Origin of the sequence: Oligella urethralis DSM 7531 (genome assembly GCF_000372065.1) — a bacterium.
Classification (GTDB): domain Bacteria; phylum Pseudomonadota; class Gammaproteobacteria; order Burkholderiales; family Burkholderiaceae_B; genus Oligella; species Oligella urethralis.
Genome location: NZ_AQVB01000007.1, coordinates 73,867 through 99,786, shown reverse-complemented (window position 1 = coordinate 99,786; position 25,920 = coordinate 73,867). Strand labels below are relative to the sequence as shown.

Annotated in this window: 24 protein-coding genes, 3 tRNA genes and 1 pseudogene; 19 read left to right on the top strand and 9 right to left on the bottom strand. The window is 46.4% G+C overall.

Annotated features, from left to right (window positions below; all coding sequences use genetic code 11):
- Nucleotides 1–3: 3 nt before the first annotated feature.
- The 9 genes and pseudogenes from ilvN to A3GA_RS0105875 all read left to right on the top strand — a co-directional run bounded on the left by ilvN (nt 4) and on the right by A3GA_RS0105875 (nt 6,802).
- Nucleotides 4–495: an acetolactate synthase small subunit gene (gene ilvN, locus A3GA_RS0105910; RefSeq protein WP_018026472.1), complete on the top strand. Its 492-nt coding sequence runs from the start codon at nt 4–6 to the stop codon at nt 493–495.
- A gap of 45 nt (nt 496–540) precedes the next feature.
- Nucleotides 541–1,557, top strand: a complete 1,017-nt coding sequence (ilvC, locus tag A3GA_RS0105905) for a ketol-acid reductoisomerase (protein WP_018026471.1) — start codon at nt 541–543, stop codon at nt 1,555–1,557.
- Entirely contained in the window at nt 1,538–2,365 is an 828-nt protein-coding gene (gene phnP, locus A3GA_RS0105900) for a phosphonate metabolism protein PhnP (protein WP_018026470.1), read from the top strand. The genes ilvC and phnP overlap by 20 nt, the downstream gene beginning before the upstream one ends.
- Nucleotides 2,366–2,667: 302 nt before the next feature.
- Nucleotides 2,668–2,931, top strand: coding sequence for a FeoA family protein (locus A3GA_RS0105895; protein ID WP_018026469.1), 264 nt, complete (start codon nt 2,668–2,670; stop codon nt 2,929–2,931).
- Nucleotides 2,928–3,337 (top strand): annotated as a pseudogene (locus A3GA_RS12465) (FeoB small GTPase domain-containing protein); the annotation flags it as partial. The gene A3GA_RS0105895 and the pseudogene A3GA_RS12465, both read left to right, overlap by 4 nt.
- Nucleotides 3,335–5,419, top strand: a complete 2,085-nt coding sequence (locus A3GA_RS11400) for a nucleoside recognition domain-containing protein (RefSeq protein ID WP_420835241.1) — start codon at nt 3,335–3,337, stop codon at nt 5,417–5,419. The pseudogene A3GA_RS12465 and the gene A3GA_RS11400, both read left to right, overlap by 3 nt.
- Nucleotides 5,420–5,491: 72 nt before the next feature.
- On the top strand, nt 5,492–5,794 hold the full coding sequence (locus A3GA_RS0105885; protein ID WP_018026467.1) for a hypothetical protein: 303 nt from the start codon (nt 5,492–5,494) through the stop codon (nt 5,792–5,794).
- A gap of 18 nt (nt 5,795–5,812) precedes the next feature.
- Entirely contained in the window at nt 5,813–6,613 is an 801-nt protein-coding gene (locus A3GA_RS0105880; protein ID WP_018026466.1) for a DUF4198 domain-containing protein, read from the top strand.
- A 6-nt stretch (nt 6,614–6,619) separates the two neighbouring features.
- Nucleotides 6,620–6,802 (top strand): FeoB-associated Cys-rich membrane protein, encoded by a 183-nt coding sequence (locus A3GA_RS0105875; RefSeq protein ID WP_018026465.1) that lies wholly within the window; start codon nt 6,620–6,622, stop codon nt 6,800–6,802.
- Nucleotides 6,803–6,943: 141 nt separating this feature from the next.
- Here the strand turns inward: A3GA_RS0105875 and A3GA_RS0105870 are convergent, their stop codons facing one another.
- Nucleotides 6,944–7,540: a nitroreductase family protein gene (locus A3GA_RS0105870; protein WP_018026464.1), complete on the bottom strand. Its 597-nt coding sequence runs from the start codon at nt 7,538–7,540 to the stop codon at nt 6,944–6,946.
- Nucleotides 7,541–7,840: 300 nt separating this feature from the next.
- On the opposite strand from A3GA_RS0105870, the gene A3GA_RS0105865 reads away from it, so the two are divergent.
- A complete protein-coding gene (locus A3GA_RS0105865; RefSeq protein WP_051052498.1) occupies nt 7,841–8,509 on the top strand; it encodes a phosphatidylserine decarboxylase in 669 nt (222 codons plus the stop codon).
- Nucleotides 8,509–9,378 (top strand): CDP-diacylglycerol--serine O-phosphatidyltransferase, encoded by an 870-nt coding sequence (pssA, locus tag A3GA_RS0105860; RefSeq protein WP_018026462.1) that lies wholly within the window; start codon nt 8,509–8,511, stop codon nt 9,376–9,378. The genes A3GA_RS0105865 and pssA overlap by 1 nt, the downstream gene beginning before the upstream one ends.
- Nucleotides 9,379–9,444: 66 nt before the next feature.
- Here pssA and A3GA_RS0105855 read toward each other — a convergent pair whose 3' ends face one another.
- Nucleotides 9,445–10,005 carry a hypothetical protein gene (locus A3GA_RS0105855; protein ID WP_018026461.1) on the bottom strand — a complete coding sequence of 187 codons (561 nt, stop codon included), beginning with the start codon at nt 10,003–10,005 and terminating at the stop codon, nt 9,445–9,447.
- A gap of 560 nt (nt 10,006–10,565) precedes the next feature.
- Here A3GA_RS0105855 and rpsO point away from each other — a divergent pair.
- The 3 genes from rpsO (at nt 10,566) to A3GA_RS0105840 (ending at nt 13,340) form a co-directional block, all read left to right on the top strand.
- Nucleotides 10,566–10,835 (top strand): 30S ribosomal protein S15, encoded by a 270-nt coding sequence (gene rpsO, locus A3GA_RS0105850; RefSeq protein ID WP_018026460.1) that lies wholly within the window; start codon nt 10,566–10,568, stop codon nt 10,833–10,835.
- A gap of 142 nt (nt 10,836–10,977) precedes the next feature.
- The gene (gene pnp / locus A3GA_RS0105845) at nt 10,978–13,125 is read left to right on the top strand and encodes a polyribonucleotide nucleotidyltransferase (protein WP_018026459.1); all 2,148 of its coding nucleotides are present in this window, start codon (nt 10,978–10,980) and stop codon (nt 13,123–13,125) included.
- A 138-nt stretch (nt 13,126–13,263) separates the two neighbouring features.
- Nucleotides 13,264–13,340: transfer RNA gene (locus A3GA_RS0105840), tRNA-Pro, on the top strand.
- Between the two features lie 116 nt (nt 13,341–13,456).
- On the opposite strand, the gene A3GA_RS0105835 is transcribed toward A3GA_RS0105840, so the two are convergent.
- The 4 genes from A3GA_RS0105835 to icd form a co-directional block, all read right to left on the bottom strand.
- On the bottom strand, nt 13,457–14,491 hold the full coding sequence (locus A3GA_RS0105835; protein WP_018026458.1) for an MJ1255/VC2487 family glycosyltransferase: 1,035 nt from the start codon (nt 14,489–14,491) through the stop codon (nt 13,457–13,459).
- A gap of 18 nt (nt 14,492–14,509) precedes the next feature.
- Nucleotides 14,510–15,043, bottom strand: coding sequence for a phosphatase PAP2 family protein (locus A3GA_RS0105830; RefSeq protein WP_018026457.1), 534 nt, complete (start codon nt 15,041–15,043; stop codon nt 14,510–14,512).
- Between the two features lie 108 nt (nt 15,044–15,151).
- The gene (gene aceK, locus A3GA_RS0105825) at nt 15,152–16,960 is read right to left on the bottom strand and encodes a bifunctional isocitrate dehydrogenase kinase/phosphatase (RefSeq protein WP_018026456.1); all 1,809 of its coding nucleotides are present in this window, start codon (nt 16,958–16,960) and stop codon (nt 15,152–15,154) included.
- Nucleotides 16,961–17,164: 204 nt separating this feature from the next.
- On the bottom strand, nt 17,165–18,421 hold the full coding sequence (gene icd, locus A3GA_RS0105820) for an NADP-dependent isocitrate dehydrogenase (RefSeq protein ID WP_018026455.1): 1,257 nt from the start codon (nt 18,419–18,421) through the stop codon (nt 17,165–17,167).
- 237 nt (nt 18,422–18,658) lie between these two features.
- Between icd and A3GA_RS0105815 the strand changes: the two genes are divergently transcribed.
- The 5 genes from A3GA_RS0105815 to A3GA_RS0105795 all read left to right on the top strand — a co-directional run bounded on the left by A3GA_RS0105815 (nt 18,659) and on the right by A3GA_RS0105795 (nt 21,473).
- On the top strand, nt 18,659–19,093 hold the full coding sequence (locus A3GA_RS0105815) for a DUF1841 family protein (RefSeq protein WP_018026454.1): 435 nt from the start codon (nt 18,659–18,661) through the stop codon (nt 19,091–19,093).
- Between the two features lie 16 nt (nt 19,094–19,109).
- Complete coding sequence (locus A3GA_RS0105810) at nt 19,110–19,955, top strand: AAA family ATPase (RefSeq protein ID WP_018026453.1); 846 nt, start codon at nt 19,110–19,112, stop codon at nt 19,953–19,955.
- A gap of 13 nt (nt 19,956–19,968) precedes the next feature.
- Nucleotides 19,969–21,138 carry a vWA domain-containing protein gene (locus A3GA_RS0105805; RefSeq protein ID WP_018026452.1) on the top strand — a complete coding sequence of 390 codons (1,170 nt, stop codon included), beginning with the start codon at nt 19,969–19,971 and terminating at the stop codon, nt 21,136–21,138.
- Nucleotides 21,139–21,289: 151 nt separating this feature from the next.
- Nucleotides 21,290–21,377 (top strand) — tRNA-Leu (locus A3GA_RS0105800).
- Nucleotides 21,378–21,382: 5 nt separating this feature from the next.
- Nucleotides 21,383–21,473 (top strand) — tRNA-Ser (locus A3GA_RS0105795).
- Between the two features lie 194 nt (nt 21,474–21,667).
- On the opposite strand, the gene A3GA_RS0105790 is transcribed toward A3GA_RS0105795, so the two are convergent.
- From A3GA_RS0105790 to A3GA_RS0105775, 3 genes are all read right to left on the bottom strand, one after another.
- Nucleotides 21,668–22,792 (bottom strand): Fic family protein, encoded by a 1,125-nt coding sequence (locus A3GA_RS0105790; RefSeq protein WP_018026451.1) that lies wholly within the window; start codon nt 22,790–22,792, stop codon nt 21,668–21,670.
- A 1,018-nt stretch (nt 22,793–23,810) separates the two neighbouring features.
- On the bottom strand, nt 23,811–25,118 hold the full coding sequence (locus A3GA_RS0105780; RefSeq protein WP_018026449.1) for an NAD(P)/FAD-dependent oxidoreductase: 1,308 nt from the start codon (nt 25,116–25,118) through the stop codon (nt 23,811–23,813).
- A gap of 35 nt (nt 25,119–25,153) precedes the next feature.
- Nucleotides 25,154–25,918: an ABC transporter ATP-binding protein gene (locus tag A3GA_RS0105775; RefSeq protein WP_018026448.1), complete on the bottom strand. Its 765-nt coding sequence runs from the start codon at nt 25,916–25,918 to the stop codon at nt 25,154–25,156.
- Nucleotides 25,919–25,920: the final 2 nt, after the last annotated feature.

Sequence of the window (25,920 nt, the reverse complement as noted above, 5' to 3'; positions counted from 1 at the left end):
CAAATGAAACACGTTATTTCGATTTTATTGGAAAACGAACCCGGTGCCTTATCTCGTGTGGTCGGCTTGTTCTCTGCTCGCGGCTACAATATTGAGACGCTCACCGTAGCGCCCACTGAGGACCTCAGCTTGTCACGTATGACCATTATGACCAACGGTTCGGATGATGTGATTGAGCAAATTACGAAGCATTTAAATCGCTTGGTGGATGTGGTCAAGGTGGTTGATTTGACCGAAGCACCGATGGTAGAACGCGAGTTGATGTTGATTAAGGTACGCGCTGTAGGCAAGGAGCGTGAAGAGGCTACACGCCTTAGCGATATCTTCCGCGGTCGTATCGTTGATGTCACCGACAAGACCATGACCATTGAAGTCACCGGTGTGCAGGAAAAAATTGATGCCTTTATCGAGGCAGTAGAGCCAGGGATGATTTTAGAGGCCGTGCGGAGCGGAGTGACTGGCGTAGGGCGCGGTAATCGTATTTTAAAAGTTTAATTTTTAAAAATAACGCAGTAATAGATTAATTTTATAGAGGAAGTTATGAAAGTTTTTTACGACAAAGATTGTGATTTATCCCTAATCAAGGGCAAGCAAGTAGCGATCATCGGTTACGGTTCTCAGGGTCATGCGCATGCGCTTAACTTACACGAATCCGGTGTGAATGTGACCGTTGGTTTACGTAAAAACGGTGCGTCTTGGAAAAAGGCTGAAAACGCTGGCTTAAAAGTTGCTGAAGTGGCTGATGCGGTTAAAGACGCTGACGTTGTGATGATTTTATTGCCGGATGAAAACATTGCCGAGGTTTACAAAAACCAGGTTGAGGCCAATATGAAGGCTGGCGCTGCCTTAGCCTTTGCTCATGGTTTTAACGTTCACTACGGTCAGGTCGTGCCGCGTGATGATATCGACGTGATCATGGTTGCGCCTAAGGCACCAGGTCACACAGTGCGTAATACCTACCAAAATGGTGGTGGTGTACCTCATTTAGTGGCTGTTTACCAAGACGTATCTGGCGCTGCCCGTGATGTTGCGCTTTCATACGCGAGCGCTAACGGCGGTGGTCGTGCCGGTATTATTGAAACGAGCTTCCGTGAAGAGACTGAAACTGACTTATTCGGTGAGCAGGCCGTACTTTGCGGTGGTGCCGTTGAGTTAATCAAGGCTGGTTTCGAGACCCTAGTTGAAGCGGGTTATGCACCTGAAATGGCGTACTTCGAGTGCTTGCATGAGTTAAAGCTTATCGTTGATTTAATCTACGAGGGCGGTATTGCTAATATGAACTACTCTATCTCGAATAACGCTGAGTACGGTGAGTATGTGACAGGTCCTCGTGTTGTGACTGAAGCAACTAAGCAAGCAATGCGCGAGTGCTTACATGACATTCAGACCGGTGAGTATGCTAAGAGCTTTATTCTTGAACACGCAGCCGGTGCGCCTACCTTAACCTCTCGTCGTCGTATTAACGCAGAGTCTCAAATCGAGAAAGTCGGCGCTGAATTGCGTGCCATGATGCCTTGGATTGCAGCGAATAAACTAGTTGACCAAAGCAAAAACTAAGCCGGTGCGCTTTACTGTCTTAGGAACCGGTAGCGCTTCGCAGCTACCGGTTTACAACTGCCGCTGCCTCGCTTGTGAGCGAGCAAGGGCAGATAGTCGTTTGATTAGACGTCCCGCCAGTGCCATGTTGCAAATCGGTCGGGACGTTTATTTATTTGATAGCGGGCTGATGGATTTACGGGAGCGTTTTCCCATGCCAGCAGCCGATGAGGTGGAAGCACCACGTCTCACAGCGATATTTCAAACCCATTATCATGCCGATCATGCGCAAGGCTTGTTAAGTCTGCGTTGGGGTGAGGGTATGTCGCTACCAGTCTATGGGCCGGATGATGCGGTCGGCTTTGCTGATCTGTATAAACACCCCGGCATCCTTGATTTTTCCCATACCTTAGCGCCTTTTCAGTGCCTGACCCTAGTGGATAATGACACGGGCAGCGTCACTGTCACGGCCTTGCCCCTAGAGCATTCGAGACCAACCTTAGGCTATTTAATTGAGGTATCTAAAGGCAAAGCCATTGCCTATTTAACCGATACCAAAGGCTTGTCGCCGGAAGTGCTAGCTTTATTGCGTGCCAAGGCAGTGGACTATGTACTTGTAGATTGTACCTACCCACCTGGTGTGAAGGCGAAAGGGCATCATCATCTACATGAGGCCTTGGCCTTGGTGCCCCAAATACCAGCAAAGGCTTTTTACTTAACCCATATCGATCATAGCTTAGAGACGTATTTGATCCAGCATCCCGAGCAATTACCGACCGGTGTGCAACTTGCTCAAGATGGGATGTGTTTTGATTTAAGTGTCGCGTAGCTTTTCTAGCAAATAGCCTATGTGCTCCCTCCGCACTTTTTAAGCTCTGGCATTAGCATAGCGTCAATTCCTTTTTTACATCATCACTTATGCCTGTGGTTCATTCACAGTGACCACCCTTGTGCTTGCGCATGTTGTTGTACAAAGACACGGCATACAGAAAGTGATGCTCTATTTGAGCTTGATCAATCCTTTCTGCAAATGATATTGACAATGATTCTCATTAGTATTAAATAGTTAACTAAATTAAGCGATTAGCTAAGTTAGTTTTTCATTTCAAATCAGATTTTAAGCTTGTGATGATGTCAGAAAATCACTCAGTAGATGAGGCAACTCTCAGCCTAGACGAGTTGCCGTGCAATGTAAAAGCAGTGATTGCACATGTACGTGGCGAGGGTGCTTTACAGCAAAAATTCCTAGATATGGGCTTTATTCCAGGCGTTGAGATTGAGAAGGTACGCTCCGCACCATTACTTGATCCAATTCAAGTGCAGGTGCATGGATACTACGTATCCATGCGTCGTCAAGAGGCAAAGATGTTAGAGGTTAGACGAGTAGCACCATGATTAAAGTAGCCATTGCGGGTCAGCCTAATTGCGGTAAATCGACTATTTTTACCATGATGAGTGGGGTCAAGCAGTATGTGGCTAATTACCCCGGTGTGACGGTTGAGAAAAAAGCACGGTACTGCGCCATGCAGGGCAGACCATTGAGTTGGTCGACCTCCCGGGCACCTATTCCTTTAGCGCCTTCTCTGCTGAAGAGCAGGCGGCTATTGGCTATATCGTTGATGAAGATCCTGACATCATTATCAATGTGGTTGATGCGTCGAGTATTCAGCGTAGTCTATATCTGAGCTATCAGTTACTCGAAATTGGCAAGCCCGTGATTGTAGTACTCAACATGATGGACGTGGCGAAGCGTCGGGGCATGCAGATAGATATTGATGCCTTGGCGGCGGAGTTTAAGGTGCCGGTGATTGAGGCGGTGGCGTCAAAGCAGATTGGTAGAGAGGAAATTCTAGCGGCAATTAGTGCCATTTCTCAAGCGCAGTCACTGGCGCAGTCGCCACCCCAAGCATACCAATTATTTTACCCAGAACTAGAGGCAGCCATTGATACACTGGCACAGCGTATTGCCTCAGAAATCGAGGCGAGCGTTGCCCCACGGTGGTTTGCGCTTAAGCTGTTAGAGGGTAATGCCGTCGTACAAGCCAAGCTACTAGCAATTGCCCCTGCCTTGGCTGAAGCGATTGCAACTGTCAAACAAGGCTTAGCGCAACAGCACCCTGAGCTTGATGCGGTATCCAGTATTGCCGCTACCCGTCATGCTGCAGCCAGTGCCTTATGTCATAACATCGTGCGCTTGCCAGCGAAGTCTTCAACCTCACTCACTGCTCTGATCGATAAGGTCGTGCTAAATCGTTACTTGTCTTTTGTCGTCTTGGCTTTGGTGGTATATGGTACCTACGAGCTGTCGATTGTGAAAGGCTATGAGCTGACCAATTATACCTGGCCTTATTTAGCAAAGGCCAAGAACTTTATTGTGAGCTTATTACCTGCACCGCAGTTGATTGAGGTGCCACTCATTACCGAGTTTGTGGTGTGGTTGGTGAATAGTGCCTTAGCGCTTTTGAACTATGTGCCCATCTTCCTGATTTTATTTTCTATTATTGCGATTCTAGAGGATACGGGCTATATGCCTAGGATCGCCTTTGTCTTGGACCGCGTATTTAATCGCTATGGTCTACATGGTCAATCGACCTTGCCGTTGGTGTTAGGTGGAGCCTTTGTGGGCGGTTGTGCCGTGCCCGGTATTATGGCCACCAAAGGGATTGCTGATGAACGGGCGCGCATTGCCACCATCATGACTGTTCCCTACATGAACTGCTTAGCCAAGGTGCCGTTTTATACCTTATTGTTGGGGGCGTTTTTTGCCTCATCCATGTCATTGATGATGTTTTTTATTTCTACAGTGACTTTCTTTATTGCACTCAGCGTGGCCAGAGTATTGACCATGACGGTGCTTAAAAATCGCGCCAGCAAGCCCTTTATGATGGAGTTGCCACCTTATCATTTGCCAACGGTTAAGGGCGTCTTATTGCGTGCGGTGCAGCGCGTGTGGATGTACATCTATAAGGTCGGCACCATTGTGATGGCGGTGGCTGTCGTACTTTTTGTGCTATTGCAATTTCCGGGGGTACCAGCAGCGACTAAAGCTGCGTTTGAGCAACGTGCTACAACCATGGTTGAGGACTTTAAAGCGAGTGTACAAAACTCACCTTATGCTGAATCGTTGCACAGTAAGGAAACGATTTATCAACTGGTGAATTTACACAATCAATACCGTTCCGAGCGGATGGTGGCGGCCAGTTCAGCGGATAGGGTAAAAGCGTTGGATACACGCTTTGAACAAACATACCCTGAGCTGTTTAGATTTGTGAAGCCTACTAATAACGATGAGCGTGCCGTTAATCGGGCCTTGCGTCAATTAGCACAAAAGTCGCAGTTATTACAAAACGAAATTAAAAACGAGCGTATTGAGAATTCCTTACTCGGTAGTGTCAGTCGCTTTATTGAACCGGCGACACAATGGGCGGGCTTTGACTGGCGTATTAACGTGGCGTTCTTAAGCTCTTTTGCTGCACGTGAAAGTGCCGTAGCCACCATTGGTTCGATGTATGAGCAAGGTCAGGGTGATCGTCCAGAAGAAGCCTTCGCTAGTGCAGAAACGGGTTATACCGCACTGCATGCAGTGGCGATGTTGATTTTTATGATTTTTACGCCGCCCTGCATTGCCTCGATGGTGGTACTAAAGCTTAATGTGCAGTCCTACAAATTGATGCTGTTGGCGATTGCGCTGCCTTTTAGTCTCGGTTTGTTATTTGCTTCTACTTTCTTTACCTTAGCAACGCATTTTGCCTGGGATGGCTTGCATACCATGGTGTATTTCTACTTCACGGTGGTGGCCATTACCTTAGTTTTAGGGTTTTTTAGGGGTTCCGCTGTTTTGCCTGAAACGAGTGGTGGGCAGGCGAGCTATCACTATCGCTAATGGTGTTAGGGAGCGTAGTGTGCAAGTAGCATTTGATTCCTGTTTGTTTTAACTAATCTTAAAGGTGTTCTGATGAAAAAATTCTTAATGATCGCATTATGTTTAGCCTTGGCGCCCAGTGCCTTTGCCCATACTGCCTTAATGTCTTGCTTTGATGAGGGCGATGGCACCATTACATGCGAGGGTGGTTTTAGTGACGGTAGTAGCGCCAGTGGTGTGAATTTCTACGTTGAGCAAGATGGCCAAAAAATTCACAGCCTGACTTTTGATGAGTTGAATAGTGTCAACTTTAAAAAACCCGAGGGTGAGTATAAAGCCGTGTTTGATGCTGGTGATGGTCATCGTATCCAGCTAAATGGCAGTGAGATTAATTAAGCGAAGCGAGGATTATTTATGAAGAAATTTTTCACCTTAAGTGCTTTGATGTTTGCCTTAGGTATGGGCTCGGCCAATGCGCATTTTCAAATGCTTTACACACCGGAGTCTGCTTTAAATCAGGGTCAAACCATTCCCATGAAGCTTGTGTTTGCTCACCCATTTGAAGATTCACACACCATGGATATGAAAAAGCCAGCGTCTTTTTATGTGGTTCACAAAGAAAGGCAAAAGGATCTGCTAGCTGAGCTTAAATCCATTGAGTGGACGGGTAATGAGAATAAAGGCCAAGCCTTTGAATTAGATTACAAAGCACGTTCCATGGGCGATCACATGTTTGTCTTAACCCCAGCGCCTTATTTTGAAGAAAACGAGGACGCATACATTCAGCAAATCACCAAGCTCATCGTCAATGTGGCCGGTATGCCCACCGATTGGGATAGTGAATTAGGTCTGAAGGCTGAAATTGTGCCATTAACCAAGCCTTATGCCGTGTGGGAGCATGGTAGCTTTAGCGGTGTGGTGATGAGTGAGGGTAAGCCAGTGCCATTTGCTGAGATTGAAGTGGAATACCTCAATACGGATGTGGATGTGAAGGCAAACAAAACCGGCCCCCTAAAATATAAAGCACCACAAGATAGCTTTGTGACCCTTGTGCTCAAAGCCGATAGTCAGGGCGTCTTTAATTTTGCCATTCCTAAAGCGGGTTGGTGGGGTTTTGCCGCCCTGGGCGTAGGTCCTGATGACAGCTATGAAGGCAAGGAACTAAGCCAAGATGCGGTGATTTGGGTTCAGGCTAAAGCCATGACACAAGAGTAAATTAAGATGATGGATTTAATTATTATTGGCGCCGTGTTTGCGCTTGCTAGCTGGTATATCTATCATAAGCTCGTTAAGAAAAAGGGTTGCAGCGGTTGCGCTTCATCTAAGGGTTGCGCTGCTGCTCAGCACCAAAAGCAAGCCATGATGAAAAAGCAACGATTGCCAGAAGTGGATCAGAGCAAATAAGTCCGCATAGCGCAGGGCTACTTTAATAGTTAACACAGTGCTTTTACTATAGGCGCTGTTAGCAAGAAAAATCCCGAGCAATTAAGCGTGGGTGCTAATTTGCTCGGGACGATGTTGCTTTAGCGCTGTGAGGGCTTTAACTTATAATCCAAAGGCACGGAAACGATCGGCCTCAACCATATAGTCTTTAGCCGCTGCAGGTGTCTCGATGCTACCAAAAGGCATTTGTGCTGTTAACACCCAGTTGCTAGGAATATCCCAGCGCTCAGCGACGGCGGCATCGATGAGGGGGTTATAGTGCTGTAGTGAAGCGCCAATATCATGCTCGGCAAGCGCCATCCATACGGCATATTGAGCGATGGCGGTCGAATGCTCAGACCAAATTGGGAACTTGTCCGCATAGAGTGGGAACTGCTCTTGCAATGCCTTAATCGGCTCCTGATCTTCATAAAATAATACGGTACCACGCGCAGCTTTAAAGGCATCCATTTTTGCATTGGTGGCTTCAAAACTATCCGCTGGCACGATTTCACGCAATGTCTCACGTGTCATATCCCATAAGGCCTCATGTTCATCCCCAAACAGCACCACCACACGAGAACTTTGTGAGTTAAAAGAGGAAGGGCTCTCACTAACAATTTTTTTTATGAGTTCGTAAAGCTCGGCATGAGAATGGTCGATGTCTTTGCCAAGGTGATAAATAGAACGACGCTTTTTAGCTAAATCATGTAATTTCATTGTTTCTCCAACATTAGAATGGCTGACGGCCTCGCCTGCTTCAGGGGAGGTGGTGATAATAACTAATAACTAGACGCTCATGTGCGCCTGTAAAAAAATTTACTGACTAGTCATATATTACTTGATTGCTGCAAGGTGGTCTAATCAATTCATCTAAATGAGTTGATAGCCAATCTTAATCTTAGCCGTATTGAAAAAAGCATGTGGTTCAAGGTGGCTTAGCGACTACCCAAGGGCGTCTACATGTTACCATGGAGGGTGATGAATTAATTGATTAAATTTACTTGTATAGGTACCTTGGTGAGCAATCAGTTACAACAAAAGAATCAAGCACAAAAGCGCCCGTTACTCGCAAGAGAGGGTTGGCCTTTTATTGCCCTCGCATTGATTTTAACGCTTATCGCAGCTTTTATTAATAGCTGGCTAGGTTTAGCCTTGGCCTTAGTGGCGATATTTGTTATCCAGTTTTTTAGAGATCCGAGTCGTCAGGCACCGTCCGGCGATAGCTTGGTGCTGTCTCCAGCTGACGGTCGTATTGTGGCCGTTGAGGAAGTGCACGATCCCTATGCTGAGCGTCGTGCGCTTAAAATCAGTGTGTTTATGAATGTATTTAATGTGCATTCCAATCAGATGCCGATCAGTGGACGGATTCATAAGGTCGAGTACCATCCGGGTAAATTTGTTAATGCCGATTTGGATAAGGCTTCGGTAGAAAATGAGCGTAATGCCATTGTGATTGAGCGCGCCGATGGGCAGCTGGTCACTTCGGTACAAGTGGCCGGTTTAGTGGCACGACGCATTTTATGTTATGTGACGGAGGGGCAGGTGCTGCAGGCGGCGGATCGTTACGGCTTTATTCGTTTTGGTTCGCGGGTGGATGTGTATTTACCCTTGCAGGCTAAGCCACTTGTCGCTATCGGTGATAGGGTTTCGCATACAACGACGGTATTAGCCGAATTGGAGTCATGATGGCAGAGGATCAACGAGCGAGCGCTGAGGGGGCAGAGGCAGGGGGCGCACAGGCCAATGACGACTTAGCTAGTCCTGATACGCTCAGTCAGGACGATGGTGCAGAGCCCTTATTGATTAATGCAAAACCGGTGCCTAAGCGAGGTATTTATTTATTGCCTAATGCGATCACCACGGCTAATTTATTTGCTGGCTTTTTTGCGGTGATGCAAGCCATGAATCATCGCTTTGAATGGGCTGCTTTAGCGATTTTTGCGGCCATGGTGATGGATGGGATGGATGGTCGTATTGCACGTTTAACCAAAACCCAATCATCCTTTGGTGAGCAGTACGACTCCATGGCTGATATGGTGTCTTTCGGCGTGGCGCCAGCTTTGGTGATGTATACCTACACCCTAAACGATTTGGGTCGTTGGGGTTGGTTAGCTGCCTTTGTGTATGTGGCCGGTGCTGCTCTGCGTTTAGCGCGTTTTAATAGCAATATTAACATTGTTGATAGTCGTTACTTTCAGGGCTTACCGAGCCCTGCGGCGGCTGCTTTAACCGCCGGTTTTGTCTGGTTGTCGGTGGATAATCGCTTACCCATCTCGGATCCGCATGCGTGGGTTGCTTTTGTGATCACAGTGTATGCAGGCTTGACCATGATTTCCAATGCGCCGTTTTTTAGTGGCAAATCAGGTCTCTTTATGGAGAAAAAATCACCAGCGCTATTGATGACGCTGTTGGTGTTGTTATTTGCCTTGTTGATGCTTAATGCACCATTGGTCATCACCGTTGTCTTTTTATCCTATACCCTATCAGGTTGGGTGATTATGCTGCTACGCTGGCGCAAGGCTAGGCGCTTACGCAGCTTGAGAAAGACCGAGTAGTTAAATCATAAATAATAAAAACTAAAAACGCCCGCGGTACCATAAATGGTCGCGGGCGTGGTGCTATTAGCATTCGACAAAGAAACAATCGCGATCAAAGCGGGGGTCCGGTCCAGTATGCCAATGCGTCATCTGCTGACCATCTTTGCCCATATAAATATGCAGCAGCTTATTCCAGTGGTTAACCTCCTTGTAGCGGTAGCTCCAAATCTGCTCACGCTTTTCGCCTAAGCCAAGGGTCTCGATTTCCGCTGGTGGACCAAATTCGCATAGTACCGCTTGGGCAGACCACTGACCACGATCTAGCTTTTTAAAGTTTTGTGGAGTGAGTACCGAATAAACAGAGCCGATTAAATAGCCCTCAGCATTGACATCAGCACCGTACACATATTGCCCGTTAGGCTGTTGTGACCAAAGCAAACGTTGACCGCCATCGGCACGCTCGCACTGATGAGTAGCTTGTCCCATAATGCTCAAAGCCTCAGGTAGTGGAGCATTTGCCGGCACATCACGATAGCTGGCGCAGGCACTAAGCACGCCGGCTAAGGCAAGCAAAAATGCGGGTCGATAAAGGGCATGGAGGGCACGCGGTTGGGCTTTTTGCGGCTTATTTATCACAGATTGCATTATTTTCTCTCAAGTGGTGATTTTAAACACAACTTAAATGGTAAAAGGGAGTATAATTAGCGATTAACTTATAAATTAGTGACAGTTAGGTAGCGACTGGCTAGCTTTAGTTTAGCAGATGATCAGCGTGATTAGCATGCGAGCTTTATCATCAGTCGCCGTAAAACCACCCACTTCAAGGGGTGGATATAAGGCGACAAAGTTGCTACAATCAATCAGTTGTTAATTCAAACCATCTACAAAAAACAGCTAAGACAAGTATAGTATAAATTGCGAGTACGCAGTGTTTTGGCTAGTAGATGGTATTCCATACACACTCTCAAACTAGCTCGTGTCAACAGACAATCTTAACGGTAGGGTTAGTTTGAAATAAGAATCTTAGATGCAAGGTGTGAATTGCAAGGCGGTAGCCACCTCTAAGATTTGCGGTCGGGCTTGATCGTCTAGTTGTAGGAATCCCATCCCTTTAGGGAGGGGAGGAAGTCAAAAGTTTGGGTTTAATTGATTATGTTCACGTTGACGCTCTATCCGTGTCAACGCATGTTTTAAGGATATATAGTATGTCAGTTGCAGATATTGATAAAGCAAAAATTGTTTCAGAATTCGCTCGCAAAGAGGGCGATACCGGTTCACCTGAAGTACAGATCGCTTTGCTTACCGCTCGTATTAACGAGTTAGGTTCTCACTTCAAGGAGCACGCCAAGGATCACCACTCACGTCGCGGTTTATTACGTATGGTTAGCCGTCGTCGTAAGTTACTAGACTACTTAAAAAGAACTAACGCTAACGCTTACCGTGATTTAATTGTTAAATTAGGCTTACGTAAGTAATTGACGGGTCTTTAGAAGTAGAGATTCATAGCCGTGCACAGATGGTTTCTGCTGCACGGCTTTTTATTGTTAGTCCGACAAGCGTTATAGAACCGTGGTATCGCTTGAGATTTCGGACAAAATTGTAGATTAAGGAATCCACATGTTTAATAAATTTACTCAGTCTTTTCAGTATGGTGAGCATACTGTTACCCTAGAAACCGGCGAGATTGCGCGTCAGGCGACGGGTGCTGTGTTAGCTTCGATGGGCGATACAGTTGTGTTAGCGACCGTGGTTGCCGCTAAGGATGCTAAGCCAGGTCAGGATTTTTTCCCACTGACCGTGGACTATATTGAAAAGGCCTACGCCGCTGGTATGATTCCCGGCGGTTTCTTTAAGCGTGAAGCTAAGCCTTCCGAAAAGGAAACCCTTACCTCTCGTTTAATTGACCGTCCTTTGCGTCCCTTATTCCCTGAGGGTTTTTATAATGAAGTGCAAGTGATTGTGCATGTGTTATCGGTGGATCCAGAGATTGATCCCGATATTATTGCCATGATTGCAAGTTCAGCGGCGGTAGCGATTGCTGGTATTCCATTTGATGGTCCTATCGGCGCGGCACGTGTGGGTTATATTGATGGCAATTACGTGCTGAATCCGAGCCCTAGCCAATTAGAAAAATCGCAGATGGATTTAGTGGTAGCGGGTACAGAAGCTGCGGTGTTGATGGTTGAGTCCGAGGCTAAGCAGCTATCCGAAGAGGTGATGCTAGGTGGTGTGGTGTTTGGTCATGAGCAAATGCAAGCCGCTATTAATGCGATTAATGAGCTGGTAGAAAAAGCAGGTAAGCCTGCTTGGGATTGGCAGCCCGCCCCTAAAAATGAAGCCCTAGTAGCCCAAATTAAAGCGGCAGCACAAGAGGGTCTTCAGGCGGCCTATAAAGTGCGTGAAAAGCAAGCGCGTAGTGCGCAAATCAAGCAAATCCATGCAGCGGTGCAGGAGCAGTTAGCCGCTGCTGCCGCTGATAAAGGCGAAGAGCTTGACGCGGTTGAGGTTGAAAATATTCTTTTCTCGCTAGAGTCTGAGATTGTGCGTAGTCAAATCCTTAACGGTGAGCCGCGTATTGACGGCCGAGATACCCGCACCGTCCGTCCTATTTCGATTCGTTTAGGTGTGTTGCCTCGGACCCATGGTAGCGTTTTATTTACGCGCGGTGAAACACAGGCTATCGTGGTGGCGACCCTTGGGACCAAGCAGGATGAGCAAATCATTGATTCGGTGATGGGTGAGGGGCGTGAACGCTTTATGTTGCATTACAACTTCCCACCGTTTTCTACCGGTGAAACCGGTCGCGTAGGTTCGCCTAAGCGTCGCGAAATCGGTCATGGTCGTTTGGCAAAGCGTGCCTTAGTTGCCACCTTGCCTAAGCACGATGATTTCCAGTACACCATTCGTTTGGTGTCTGAGATTACGGAGTCTAACGGTTCTTCCTCAATGGCTTCGGTGTGTGGCGGTAGCTTGGCCTTGATGGATGCGGGTGTACCGGTGCAGGATCACGTGGCTGGCGTGGCGATGGGTCTTATCAAAGAGGATAATAAATTCGCCGTGCTGACTGATATTCTGGGTGATGAGGATCACTTAGGCGATATGGACTTTAAAGTCGCTGGTACCAAAGCGGGTATTACTGCCTTACAGATGGATATTAAGATCCAAGGCATTACCAAAGAAATTATGCAGGCTGCGTTGGCTCAGGCCAAAGAGGGTCGTATGCATATCTTGGGTAAGATGGAAGAAGCGATTTCTGGTTCGCGTAGCGAGCTTTCCAGCTTTGCGCCACGTATGTTGACGGTTAAAATCAACCCTGAAAAAATCCGTGATGTGATTGGTAAGGGTGGTGCGACGATTCGCGCGCTAACCGAGGAAACAGGTAGCCAAATCGATATCAGTGATGACGGTCTAGTGACAATTTCTAGTGCCGATTTAGATAAGGCAAAAGAGGCAGAGCGTCGTATTCTTGAGATTACCGCTGAGGTTGAGGTAAATCAGGTGTATGAGGGTACGGTGCAGCGCATGCTAGATTTTGGTGCGATTGTACAAATCCTACCGGGTCGCGATGGTTTACTGCATATTTCTGAAATCGCTAATTACCGCATTAATGATATTAATGAGGTACTTAAAGTGGGTCAGAAGCTACGCGTTAAGGTGATCGAAGCGGATGATCGCGGTCGTATCCGTTTATCGGTGAAGGCCTTAGGCGGGATTGAAAACGAAGAAAACCTACTGGGTGAGGTTGATACGCCTGCAGCAGAGTAAGTGAGGCGGCAAGTAGTGGCGTGTGTTAAAACCCACAAATTTCTTATGATTGTGGGTTTTAACTAACAAATTTGATTTTTTACTTGTCATCTACTTGCATTAATCTCAAAACCCTGTATAATTTATTGCTTAGCCAGTCGGGGCATAGCGCAGTCTGGTAGCGCATCTGGTTTGGGACCAGAGGGTCGTAGGTTCGAATCCTACTGTCCCGACCACTATTTATCAGTAGATAGTAGTGGTAGCAATTAGCCGTAATCCATTGTGATTGACGGCTTTTTTGTTGTCTAAAATAATGTGCTATGGTGGCGTGTGGCGTCCCTTAGGCTGAGTACTACAGCGCCACCTGTTCAGCCCTAGCCCACAAGCGCGTCACTAAACCCTGCCAATCCTCGTAGTTCTGCGAGACTATCCATGCTGCTACTTCCTCAGCCACCGGTGGAAACACGGCCCGTGGTAGATTAGCTTGCATGAGCCATTGGCGTAAGGCGGTGGTCTCAAACTCAGTAAATACAACAGCCCGATTTAAATCTTCTAAAATTTTGCCATTAGAAAACTGCTCGACTTGCTTGGCTAAGGCCTTGGTATATATTTTTTTTCCTAGTACCATGGCTTCGCTGCAAAGACCGAATCCAGTATTACAAATCACCCCGGCGCAGGCGGCGAGATCTTGCGGGAAGTGTTCGCGACTTAGGGGTTTGACTAGGATATTTTTGTCTTGCACCGTGGTGTCACCTTGACGATAGACGATAAAGCGCTGTTCAGGGATTTGTTGTAACCACTGAATCACCTGTGCCGTATCCTCAAAGGGCAGGTACACCAGGATAAAGTCTTCTTCACGCGTGGCTTGCTCATGGTTCATGGCAATCAGCGGAGGTACGATAGGCGCATCATAGGGCGCCCAATGCACACCGATATAGTGCTTAGCTGGGGCAAAGCTTTTGAGTGCTTGAGCCAGTAGCGGTGATTTTTCCGTGCCGGGAATGGCATGACATAAAGCGTATTGATGGGCTAGGCCGATGGCAGGTACGCCACGTAGCTTGGCGGCCCATGCGCTAACCGGTTCAAAGTCCGTCAATACCAAATCATAGTCCTTGACATTTAAGGCGCTGACATCCTTTATAAAGCGTAGCGGACGGGCATCACTGATGGTTTTAAACCAATTGACGGCACCCTGCTTGGTATAAAATGAAAAGCCCTGAAAGGCTCGGTAATCACCAAACATGGCCATATCAAAATAGGCATTGGCTGGGCGACCACTAAACACAAAATCTACTTTGCAACCGGCTGCTTGTAGCGCCGGTAACATCACACGGGCGCGGGTGATATGACCATTGCCCGTGCCTTGTACACCATAAAGAATTCGCACTAATAAAACTCAATCAAATTAAATCGCCATGATGGCTAAGGCGGCCCAAGCGCTAGCTAAACCTAAGACCATACCAGCCACAATATCACCGGGGTAGTGGACGCCTAAAATCACACGCGATAGCCCTACCAAGGTAGCAAATACATAGGCTGGCACGGCTAAGAAGGGGTATAAAGCCACAATAATCGTCGCAAAGACAAAGGCTGCCGCCGTATGCCCAGAAGGGAAACTGAATTTATCCGACGGGGTGACTAGACTGACCACATCAACGATTTTGTAGCAGGGGCGGTCACGCTTAATGCTATTTTTAAGCACATAGTAAATCGGTAATTCAAAGCTATAAGCTAGTACGCCTGCATAGAACAGCTGCTTACCTTCAGGACCGGCCCAAATCCACATGGCCATCCCGAGTATGGCATACAATGGGCCATTACCAAGTGTCGAGAGGAGTTGACTTAAGATCGCAATATTCTTTTTGCGGTTATAAGCTGATAAGCGGAAAAATAAGCGTGTATCAGTTGCACCTAAGCGCGCGAGCGTACTTGCTTTCATGGAAGACTCCTGTCATTTACAGACGATTCCCTAGTTATCAAGATAATAGTAACAGTCTGTAATGACAGCTTTATGACAGCTAATATCGCTCAGTGCGCCTGCGCTCCTTTAGTCCTCAACCTGGCCGTGGTACTTGGTTTTACCGTCATCGCCATTTCTAAAGCGCACCTCCTCGGGGTAGGGGTAGAAGTCATCCATCTGACCGTTTTGGATACGCTCCTTCTTGCCTTGCCAGAAAGCCGAGGTTAAGAGCTCACTATGATGCTGCATAAAGGTTTTGCGCACCACTGGATCGCCTAATAAAAAGGCGCCAAACTCCTCTGGGAACACATCGTATTTGTCCACCGGATACCAGACCTCACCCGACATTTCCAGTTCCGGATAGGGGGCAGGCGGGATATCGCGGAAATGGCAGTCGGTCATATATTCGATTTCATCGTAGTCATAGAAAATCACGCGACCAAAACGGGTTAGGCCGAAGTTCTTAAAGAGCATATCACCGGGGAAGATATTAGCCGAAGCAAGCTCTTTTAAGGCATTGCCATAGTCGATGATGACGCGCTCTTTTTCCTCATCGGTGGCATTTAATAAATACATATTAAGCGGCTTTAGACGACGCTCCACATAGCAATGACGTACCACAATAAAGTGCTCAGTTTCTTCTAATTGAGACGGCGCAAGTTCGCGTAGCTCCTGAATCATTTCCTCGCTACAACGATGACGTGGTAAGGCGACATTGGAGTATTCTAGCGTATCCGCCATGCGCCCCACGCGGTCATGCTTTTTGACTAAAAGATACTTAGCACGTACATAATCCTGGTCGAAGTCCTTATTCGGGCCGAACTTATCCTTTATCACCTTAAAGACAAAGGGGAATGATGGCAAGGTAAAGACCGTCATGACCAAGCCTTTAATACCGGGGGCAAGAATAAACTGATCCTCAGAGTAATGCAGATGTTGTAAAAAATCACGCCAGAAAATATTCTTACTCTGTTTGTGCAATCCTAGCATGGCGTACATATCGGCCTTATTACGCATTGGCATCAATTGCAGTAGAAAGTTGACATAGCCTGAAGGCACATCCATTGACACGAGGAAATAGGCCCGTGCAAACGAGAAGAGCACGGAAATATGCTGCGGATTAAAGAGCGCCGTATCTACCTCCAACTCGCCCTTAGCATTGTGCATGATGGCTATGGCAAAAGGGTGACGGGCGTGACCGTTAATCACTTGGCCCATGATGTAGCCGCATTTATTACGATAAAAGGGTGATTGCAGTACCTGTATATGTAGATTGAGCTCATTAAGAAGATAGCCCTCACCTAGATAGTCAAGGAGTGCCTGATAAATCCTCTCCACATCGCGCGCTTGATCGGCAAAGGGCACCTGCCAATCATAGAAGTCTAGTACCTTGGAAAAACAAGCGTGTAAATCGCGATCGACCGGATAAAAGGACTTAAAGGTGCCACGATCGGACTCTAGATACTCGGTGGCTGCCGCCGGTTTGACAAAAATAAACTGATTGCGGTAGTAGGCCTTATCCAGTAGCTTAGTGGAGACGGAGTTAAAAAAGGTCTCTGCTAATTCGGGTTGATAATGGTCCACTAAGAGTGCGATATACGCCGTTTTTGTCAGACGCCAGGTCTCCTCATGCTGGATCACCTCGTGGTAGTGTTGGCGTAGCTCGCTAATGGCTTCACTGACCCGTTCATCATATACCTGAATACGATCGGCCACCAGTCGTTGGATCTGCTGCCAATCTCGGTTTTCGAAAGCCTCCTTGGCATGGGCGGAGAAAGAACGGAAAATGCGGTAGTGCTTATTAAAGCCACGTAAAATCGTCTCGGCAATCGCTTGGGCTACATCGAGTAGCTCCGGATCGGCTTTACATTGTTCGGGTAAGGTATTGCTAGCCATAAATCGTAAAAACTTCGCACTTATAAATGCGTAAAAGGTAAATTAGTCATCTATACAATGGTAGGAGATTAGGCTAGTAAACACCATAGGTACTTATCTCTACTGCACTGCACAAAATGGCGCCTGAGCTTGACATTTGCCATAAAAAAACCGAGTTAAACGCAATTTGCATTTAACTCGGTTGTATCTAGGTAGCCTCAGTGATTACATATGGTCGATCATCACCTGACCGAACTGAGAGCAACTCACCTGAGTAGAACCCTCTAAGGCACGGGCAAAGTCATAGGTCACCTGCTTAGACTTGATGGCATCACCCATGGCTTTGATAACGAGGTCAGCAGCTTCGGTCCAACCCATGTGACGTAGCATCATCTCAGCAGAAAGGATCACAGAACCTGGGTTAACCATATCCTTGCCGGCGTACTTAGGAGCAGTACCGTGAGTCGCCTCAAACATGGCAACCGTATCCGATAAGTTAGCACCTGGTGCGATACCGATACCACCAACCTGTGCTGCTAAGGCGTCAGAGATGTAGTCACCGTTAAGGTTTAGTGTAGCGATAACGGAGTACTCCTCAGGGCGTAATAAGATCTGCTGTAAGAAGGCGTCAGCGATATTATCCTTGATGACGATTTCCTTGCCAGTTTTAGGGTTTTTGAAGGAGCACCACGGACCACCGTCGATCAACTCAGCACCGAACTCCTCGCGAGCTAATTCATAACCCCAGTCACGGAAGCTACCCTCAGTAAACTTCATGATGTTACCCTTGTGCACGAGGGTCACGCTGTCGCGGTCGTTATTAATTGCGTACTGAATGGCTTGGCGTACTAAGCGCTTGGTACCTTCTTCAGAAACAGGCTTAATACCAATACCAGAGGTCTCAGGGAAGCGGATTTGCTTCACGCCTAACTCGTCTTGGAGGAACTTGATTAGTTTTTTAGCGTTATCAGATTGGGCTTCGAACTCAATACCGGCGTAAATATCCTCTGAGTTTTCACGGAAAATAACCATATTGGTTTTTTCAGGCTCTTTAACCGGTGAAGGCACGCCCTCAAAGTATTGGATAGGACGTAAGCAGAGGTAAAGGTCTAGCTTTTGGCGTAAGGCCACGTTAAGTGAGCGGATACCGCCACCAACGGGTGTGGTTAGCGGGCCTTTGATAGAAACCACATACTCTTTTACCGCATCCAGTGTCTCCTCAGGTAACCAAACGTCAGGACCATAGACCTGGGTTGATTTCTCACCCGCATAAACTTCCATCCAGTGAATTTTACGCTCGCCACCGTAGGACTTTTCAACCGCTGCATCGATCACTTTAATCATCACTGGGCTAACATCAACACCGATACCATCACCCTCGATATAAGGGATAATCGGGTTATTAGGAACGTTTAAGCTATTGTCCGCATTGACTGTAATTTTTTCGCCGTTTGCCGGCACTTTGATGTGTTGGTAAGACATGCTTTTCTCCAGAACTGGTTGCAATGAATAGACTAGTACAATAAAGGTTAATATAAAAGACAATTAACACTCAACTCTCAGTAACAGCAGAGATTTTAAAAACTTTGCTTACACTGTATAAGACTTGAGATGACTAATATATACTGCTTACTACCTAGTCTTATATAAGACTCGATTAGTGTACCTTATTATCATTGAAATTACTCTTATTTTTCACGAACTGTAATAAATAGTTATATGGCAATTTTTAATCCCACGCGTGAGCAGGTCAGAGATTTTTTTATTCAGACCTGGCAAAAGTATCAACATAAAGCAGCGCTAAGTGCGATGGAGAAAATAGCATTGGGCTGGATTATGAAGCATCCTGAGTACCATGCGATGTTGGATAATCCTGAGGCCCGCAATAAGGACTTTAGCGTGGCCGAGGGGCAGACCAATCCCTTTTTACATCTGTCAATGCACATTGCGCTTGAAGAGCAGATATCCATTGATAACCCGCATGGCATTCGTGAGGTTTTCGAGCAGCTGAGCGCTAAGTTGGACGAGCATGCAGCGCATCATGAGATGATGGAGTGTTTGGGTCAGGTGATTTGGCAGGCACAGCGTAATCGTGGCCCGCTTGATCAGCAATTATATATTGAGCTGTTAAAGCAGCGAGTTAATACACATTAGGGATTAGGACATGGGCATGAAGTTAAATCAATCTTTTGAAAGCACTGAACGCTATATTGCAACCGATGATTTGCGTTTGGCGGTAAATGCCGCATTGAGTCTTGAGCGTCCACTGTTGATTAAGGGGGAGCCTGGTACCGGTAAAACTATGTTAGCCGAGGAGGTAGCAGCGTTTTTGCAACGTCCTTTGTTGCAATGGCATATTAAATCGACCACCAAAGCACAGCAGGGACTGTATGAGTATGATGCGGTGTCGCGCCTACGTGACTCTCAGCTAGGAGATGAGCGTGTCAAGGATATCGCCAACTATATCCGTCCCGGGGTGTTGTGGCAGGCCTTTGAGTCTGAGACGCCGGCGGTGGTGCTCATTGATGAAATTGATAAGGCGGATATTGAATTCCCTAATGATTTATTACGCGAGCTAGATCAGATGGAATTCCATGTCTACGAGACAGCACGTACGATTCGGGCGAAGCACCGGCCGCTGGTGATTATCACCTCGAATAATGAAAAGGATTTACCAGATGCCTTTTTACGCCGCTGTTTCTTCCACTATATTGAGTTCCCAGATAGCGAAACCTTGCGCCAGATTGTGGCTGTGCATTATCCCAATGTCGATCAGGATATCCTTAATAGCGCCATGCAGCGTTTCTTTGAATTGCGTGAGATGCCCGGTTTAAAGAAAAAGCCCTCAACCTCCGAGTTTTTGGATTGGCTGGCCTTGTTGAGTGCCTCAAATATCAATCCACAAAGCGTGGAAAATGGCAATCTGCCCTTGGCGGGTGCTTTGATTAAAAACGAGCAGGATTTGTCCTTAATCGAGCGCTTAGTGGCCATGGCAACAGGGCAGGGACGACGCTAGGACAGGCAAGGCGATGTTAATCAATTTCTTTTATCTGCTGCGGCAATACGGTATTCCTGTGTCAATCAATGAGCTTTTGACCTTGATTGACTTATTACGGCGCCCGCTGATGACGCCCACCTTGGATGATTTTTATCGTACCGCTCGCATGACCATGGTCAAGGATGAAAGTCATTTTGACCGCTATGATCAGGCCTTTGCTGCCTTTGTTAGCAAAGTAGAGCCAGTGATGGAGCAGTTTAAAGAAATCCCTGAACATTGGTTGTTGGCAGAGTTTAAAAAGCATTTAAGCGAGGAGCAAAAAGCTGCCATTGAAAAGCATGGTTGGGATAAGCTAATGGAGCTCTTTAAGGAGCGGTTGGCAGAGCAAAACGAGCGTCATGCGGGTGGTAGCAAATGGATTGGTACCGGTGGCACCTCGCCCTTTGGTCATAGCGGCTACCATCCCGAGGGGATTCGCATCGGTGGTCCCTCTGCTGGTCATCGCACGGCAGTCAAAGTCTGGGAAGAGCGCCATTTTCGTGAGTACGATAGTCAGCAGGAGCTCGGCACCCGCAATTTTAAAATGGCCTTGCGCCGTTTACGACGCTTTGGGCGCGAGGGGGCGGTCGAGGAGTTGGATCTGGATGGCACCATTCGTGGCACTGCTAAAAACGCTGGTCATTTAGATTTGCAAATGGTACCAGCACGTCATAATACGGTTAAAGTCTTAATGCTACTCGATTCGGGTGGCAGTATGGATGATCATATCGCCATTGTGGAAGAGCTCTTTTCTGCAGCACGCAGTGAGTTTAAGCATTTTGAGGCGTATTATTTTCATAATTGCCTATATGAACGGGTGTGGCGCTATCAAGCAGGGCGCCGCGTGTACAAAAGTACGTGGGATTTACTGCGCAGCATGAATGAGGATTGGCGCCTGATCTTTGTGGGTGATGCGGCGATGAGTCCCTATGAAATTATCCATCCGGGCGGTTCGGTGGAGCACTACAATAAGGAAGCTGGCGGGGTCTGGCTAAAGCGCGCAGTCGAGCACTGGCCCAAGTCCATCTGGCTTAATCCTAATCCGCAGACGCATTGGCAGTACTATCACTCAACCCGACTGATCTATGAACTACTCGGTGGCAGGATGTATGGCTTAAGCATCTCGGCGATTGATGAAGCCATGCGTTTATTAGCTAAATAGCGTTGGACTAACGCGGTGATGAGCGCTATTTGCGCATGTTTAGTCTTAAAAAGTCATATTTTTGCAACAAAAAAGGTCTAACGCATCAAACCACTAGACAAGCACGCGTTCACTTGCTATAGTTATGCTCTTAACCTAATACATTACACAAGCACTCGTGGTGAAATAGGTAGACACAAGAGACTTAAAATCTCTCGGACATTGCGTCCGTGCCGGTTCGATTCCGGCCGAGTGCACCAAGACTGGAAGCTTGGCAGAGTGGTTGAATGCACCGGTCTTGAAAACCGGCGAGGGTTAATAGCCCTCCGTGAGTTCGAATCTCACAGCTTCCGCCAGTATTATATAATAAGCCCTTGATGTTCAAGGGCTTTTTTGTTATTGGTTTAAGTATTAAATAATTATTAATGGGCTTCGTAGATCGGCTACTTTCTTAACTAAAAAGAATGTATCGAATGGGAATATAGTATGAAAGGAGCTAGATAATTCCCATAATGCGCCTATAGTGATTACTTTATGAACCTACCCCATTCTATTTAATAATCTTTAATAACTGATCAAATGAATAGATACTAGGCGCTGAGCCGCTACCCTTTCTGGTTATACGAAGAATTTTAGCATCGATAAGTTTATTTAGGTTTGTATGAATAGTCGTTCTGCCAACGCTACTACCATGCTGTTCAGTAATATAACTTTGGACATGGCCGGAATTAAAAATGGGTCTAATGAATATAAAATCGGTTAAGGCTGAACTGTAAGGGGAGTTGGTAGCCGCTACAATTTCTTTTTTCATTTCATTATGAAGCTCGAGAATTGCTTCTACCTTGATGATATTTGATTTGGCTTGGGAGTTGACTGCTTGTAGAAAAAATTTAATCCAACCATTCCAATCTCGATGAGAAGATATATTGTTTAATCTCTCATAATATTCGCCTCTTTTAGATTCCAAAACTTCTGATAAATAAAAGTTTGGCGTGTTGAATCTATTTTTTTTATATAAAGTTAGGGGAATAAGAAGACGTCCTATTCTGCCGTTACCATCTTTAAATGGGTGAATAAGCTCAAATTGAGCGTGTAGAATGGCAGCCTGAACTATCGGATCGACTTCGTCATAGGATATGTATTGTTCCCAGTTCTCAAGAGCTGTAGATAAAACGATTGGGCTAGGAGGAACAAAAATAGCATTTTCTATGGTTGAGCCTTCGGTGCCAATCCAATTTTGTTCTTTTCTGAATTCACCAGGCGATTTGTCTTGGCCTCGGACACTAGTCAGCAATTGTTGGTGCAATTCTAATATCAAGCTTAATGACAGTCTGCGGCCTTCCTCAAGATACTCTTGGGCAGTTATCATCGCCATTCTATAATTAATAATTTCTTGAATGTCATTTTCTTGTCTTGTGGTGGCAGGCAGTTTCCCTGCCTCTTTATCAAGAACATCTTTGTATGAAGCCTGAGTGCCTTCAATTCTTGATGAAAGATCAGCTTCTTGGTCTATTAAGGTAGAAAGTAATACCCTTGGGCTGGGGATAGCCCTTAAAATTCCATCATAGGTGGAGAGAGCAGAGTTAGCGTCACTGATATCTCGAATTAAGCTTGCTAACTCGAGTTTTTCTAGGGGTAGAGGCAAGTTATCAGGAATATATGTGTGTTTAGACATGAGTTGATAGCGTTTATAAAAGATGTTTTTATTGAAGACTCAGTGTACATGAAGTGGGTTTGTGTTCGGAAGTTTGGAGTAAACCGTTCACAAAATAACTGGTGTTCGGCATACAGGACACAAAACAATTTGCGTCCTGTATTTACTGATAAACCGTTCACAAAGCAATTGCTGTTCAGTGCGCCGCACATAAAACCCTATCCGCCACCCTAAAGGCATTAAAAGTAAAAATTAAATGATCGGACAACTAGTGTGACAGAGGGGGGAAGATATTGATGAAGTACTATCCCACAAAAGGCTACCGTCACGGGCGAACATCCCAGGTGTCAAAAGCATTGACGATTTAATTTAATTACTATCTGCTCAAAACTTCACCAATCCAAATTTACTAGTACAAATCAATTAGTTAAACAGTGTTTTCGACTGTATTAATAGACTTATTCACAATAATTGTGGATAAGCTATTGTTAGATTTTTATTGATTAACTCGGTAATCCTCCCACAAAACCATAGCAATTAGAAGTAGAATTTCTTATAAAGGAAATTCAATGAAAAGATCACGGTAATACTCCCCTAAAATCGAAACACTGATGAGTGGAAAATTTCGTTAAACTATTTTTAACGGAATTTTTCATGCGTAGAAAACAATTTACCGAGCGACAAATCTTATCTATTCTTAAACAGCATGAGAGCGGCGAGGGCAGTCTGCTTGCATACGCATGGATAACGGGCCTGAACTCATTATCAATCACATGATGGACTGGGCAAAGGAGAAGCAAATAACGCTTTTACATATCCAGCCCGGCAAGCCACAACAAAAGTTAGAACGATTTTTTAATACTGTTTCTACCTAAAATTGCTACTAAAAAGGGGGGCTACATATTAAGCCGAGTGGTCGCGTGGCGTCGTCGACGTGTGAAGTAGTGCCGTTAACAAACAGTTTGACTCATAAAAAGCCTGCTGACGTTATCGCGGCAAGCGGGCCTTAGTCGTCACATAGGTGTTATAAGGCTCTCGTTTAACGCTCTAAACCCGCAATGCGTCTAAAGCGATTAATCGCAGCACCCACGACCACCTTGCGCAGTGGCTCCGGAGGGAGCCAGCTTGGTTTATCCAAACTAACCACCGTGTGCAATTCCTCCGAATCAATGCCTAAAATCGACTCGGCTAATAATTTGCCATAAATCGAGCCCTTGAGTACGCCGGCGCCATTACAACCAACCGAGGCAAAGATATTCGGACCTAGCTGACCAAAGTACACCGCACCATTGCGGGTCAAGGCTGTCACGCCACCCCACACATGTTCGAATTCATAGCCTTCAAACTGTGGGTAGCGATGTCGAATACTTTTAAGGAGAATTTCTTTAACCTTGAATAAATTCTCTGGACGCTCGTAGGAATACTCGGTGCGCACTAAGAAGCGGCGATCTTGGCTGAGACGTAAGGTCGTGCCAAGCCGATTGGCCGGAATCAAACCCCATTCCTTGTCAGCGCCTAGGGTATTAAGCTGCTCATCATCTAATTGCCCCGTCATACCGGCGTAGGTATAAATGGTGATAAGGCGGTCTTTTAAATAACCAAAGTGCTTGGCAAAACCGTTATTGGCTAGAATAATGGCATTACTCTTATAGTTATGGGTTAAGGTGCGAACCGTGTACTCACCCTTTTTATACTCGATACTACTGGCTGGACAACGCTCTGCTAAAGTGACGTTAGCGGGTAATGAATCGGCTAAGCCACGAATTAAGGCGGCGGGCTGAACCAGTACATTAGTGTCTGAGTATAAGCCAAAGCGATAATAAGGTGAGCCAATATGATATTCCAGCTCCTCCTTATTCAACAACTTGCACGGCAGCCCCCATTGGCGTAAATCATCGGCTAATTGACGCAGACCGCGTTCACCCTTGACCGTCGCCGCACCGTGATATTTACCTATATCGCTCCAAGCACAATCAATGCCATGCTCATCAATCAGTGATTTCAGCCATGCTTTACCCTTATTGAGAATGGTAATTTGCTTTTTGGCAAAATCCGCATCCGCATCATGGCCGGACATTTTGGTATTGTGCGGCACATTAATTAAAAAGCCAGAGTTACGTCCTGAGGAGCCTTCGCCCACGACGGATCCCTCAAGTACCAATATTTCAAGTTCTGGCTTTAATAGCGCCAATTGGCGTGCTGCTGCTAGGCCTGTGTAGCCCGCCCCAATAATAATAAAATCAAACTTCTTTCGTGACGATGGGGGGGCAGCAATGGCGCGCGGTGCTAATACCGCATTCCAACCAGATACGGTAGCGTAGGATGGAAATATCTCAGTGGATGACATGGATTCATTGACTCCAATCAAAATTAAAAACAAGGCTAGTTTTTGCTCTCGAGCCCTTTCATCACTTCTTCTTGCACCACATCCCACACCTCGGTTTTAATATCATTGTAGCGCTGAGATAGTTGAACCTTGGCATTGCGGGGGTGTGGTAGGTCGTTTTCTATATCTTTGACAATTCGACCTGGCTTAGCGCCTAAGACAATCATCCGAGTAGATAGTAATAAGGCCTCATCAATGGAGTGCGTAATAAACACAATGGTCTTATGGTTAGCCTCGTAGATTTTAACCAATTGCTCTTGTAAGACCTGACGGGTCATCGCATCCAGCGCGGCAAAGGGTTCATCCAAGAGTATCACATCAGTGTCATTAGCCAGCACCCGCGCAATGGCTACCCGTTGACGCATACCGCCCGATAACTCCTTGGGGTATGAGTTCTCAAAACCTGCTAAACCCACCATATTAATATAGTGCTGTGCCCGCTCTTCACGCGCTGCTTTGGGTACCCCCTTGAGCTTTAGGCCAAAGGCGACATTTTGCATCACGGTTTGCCATGGGAAGAGGGCATATTGCTGGAACACCATGCCACTGCCTGGATCGACATCCGTAATGAGACGGTCATTGACCATCACCGTGCCTTCACTGGGCTGCTCAAAGCCCGCAATCAGATTTAATAGGGTTGATTTGCCGCAGCCTGAAGCACCGAGCAGTACGACAAATTCGCCCTCCTTGATATGTAAATCCAAGTCTTTAAGTACGACTAAATCGCCAAATCGCTTGGTCACATTGTTGATTTTAATCATAA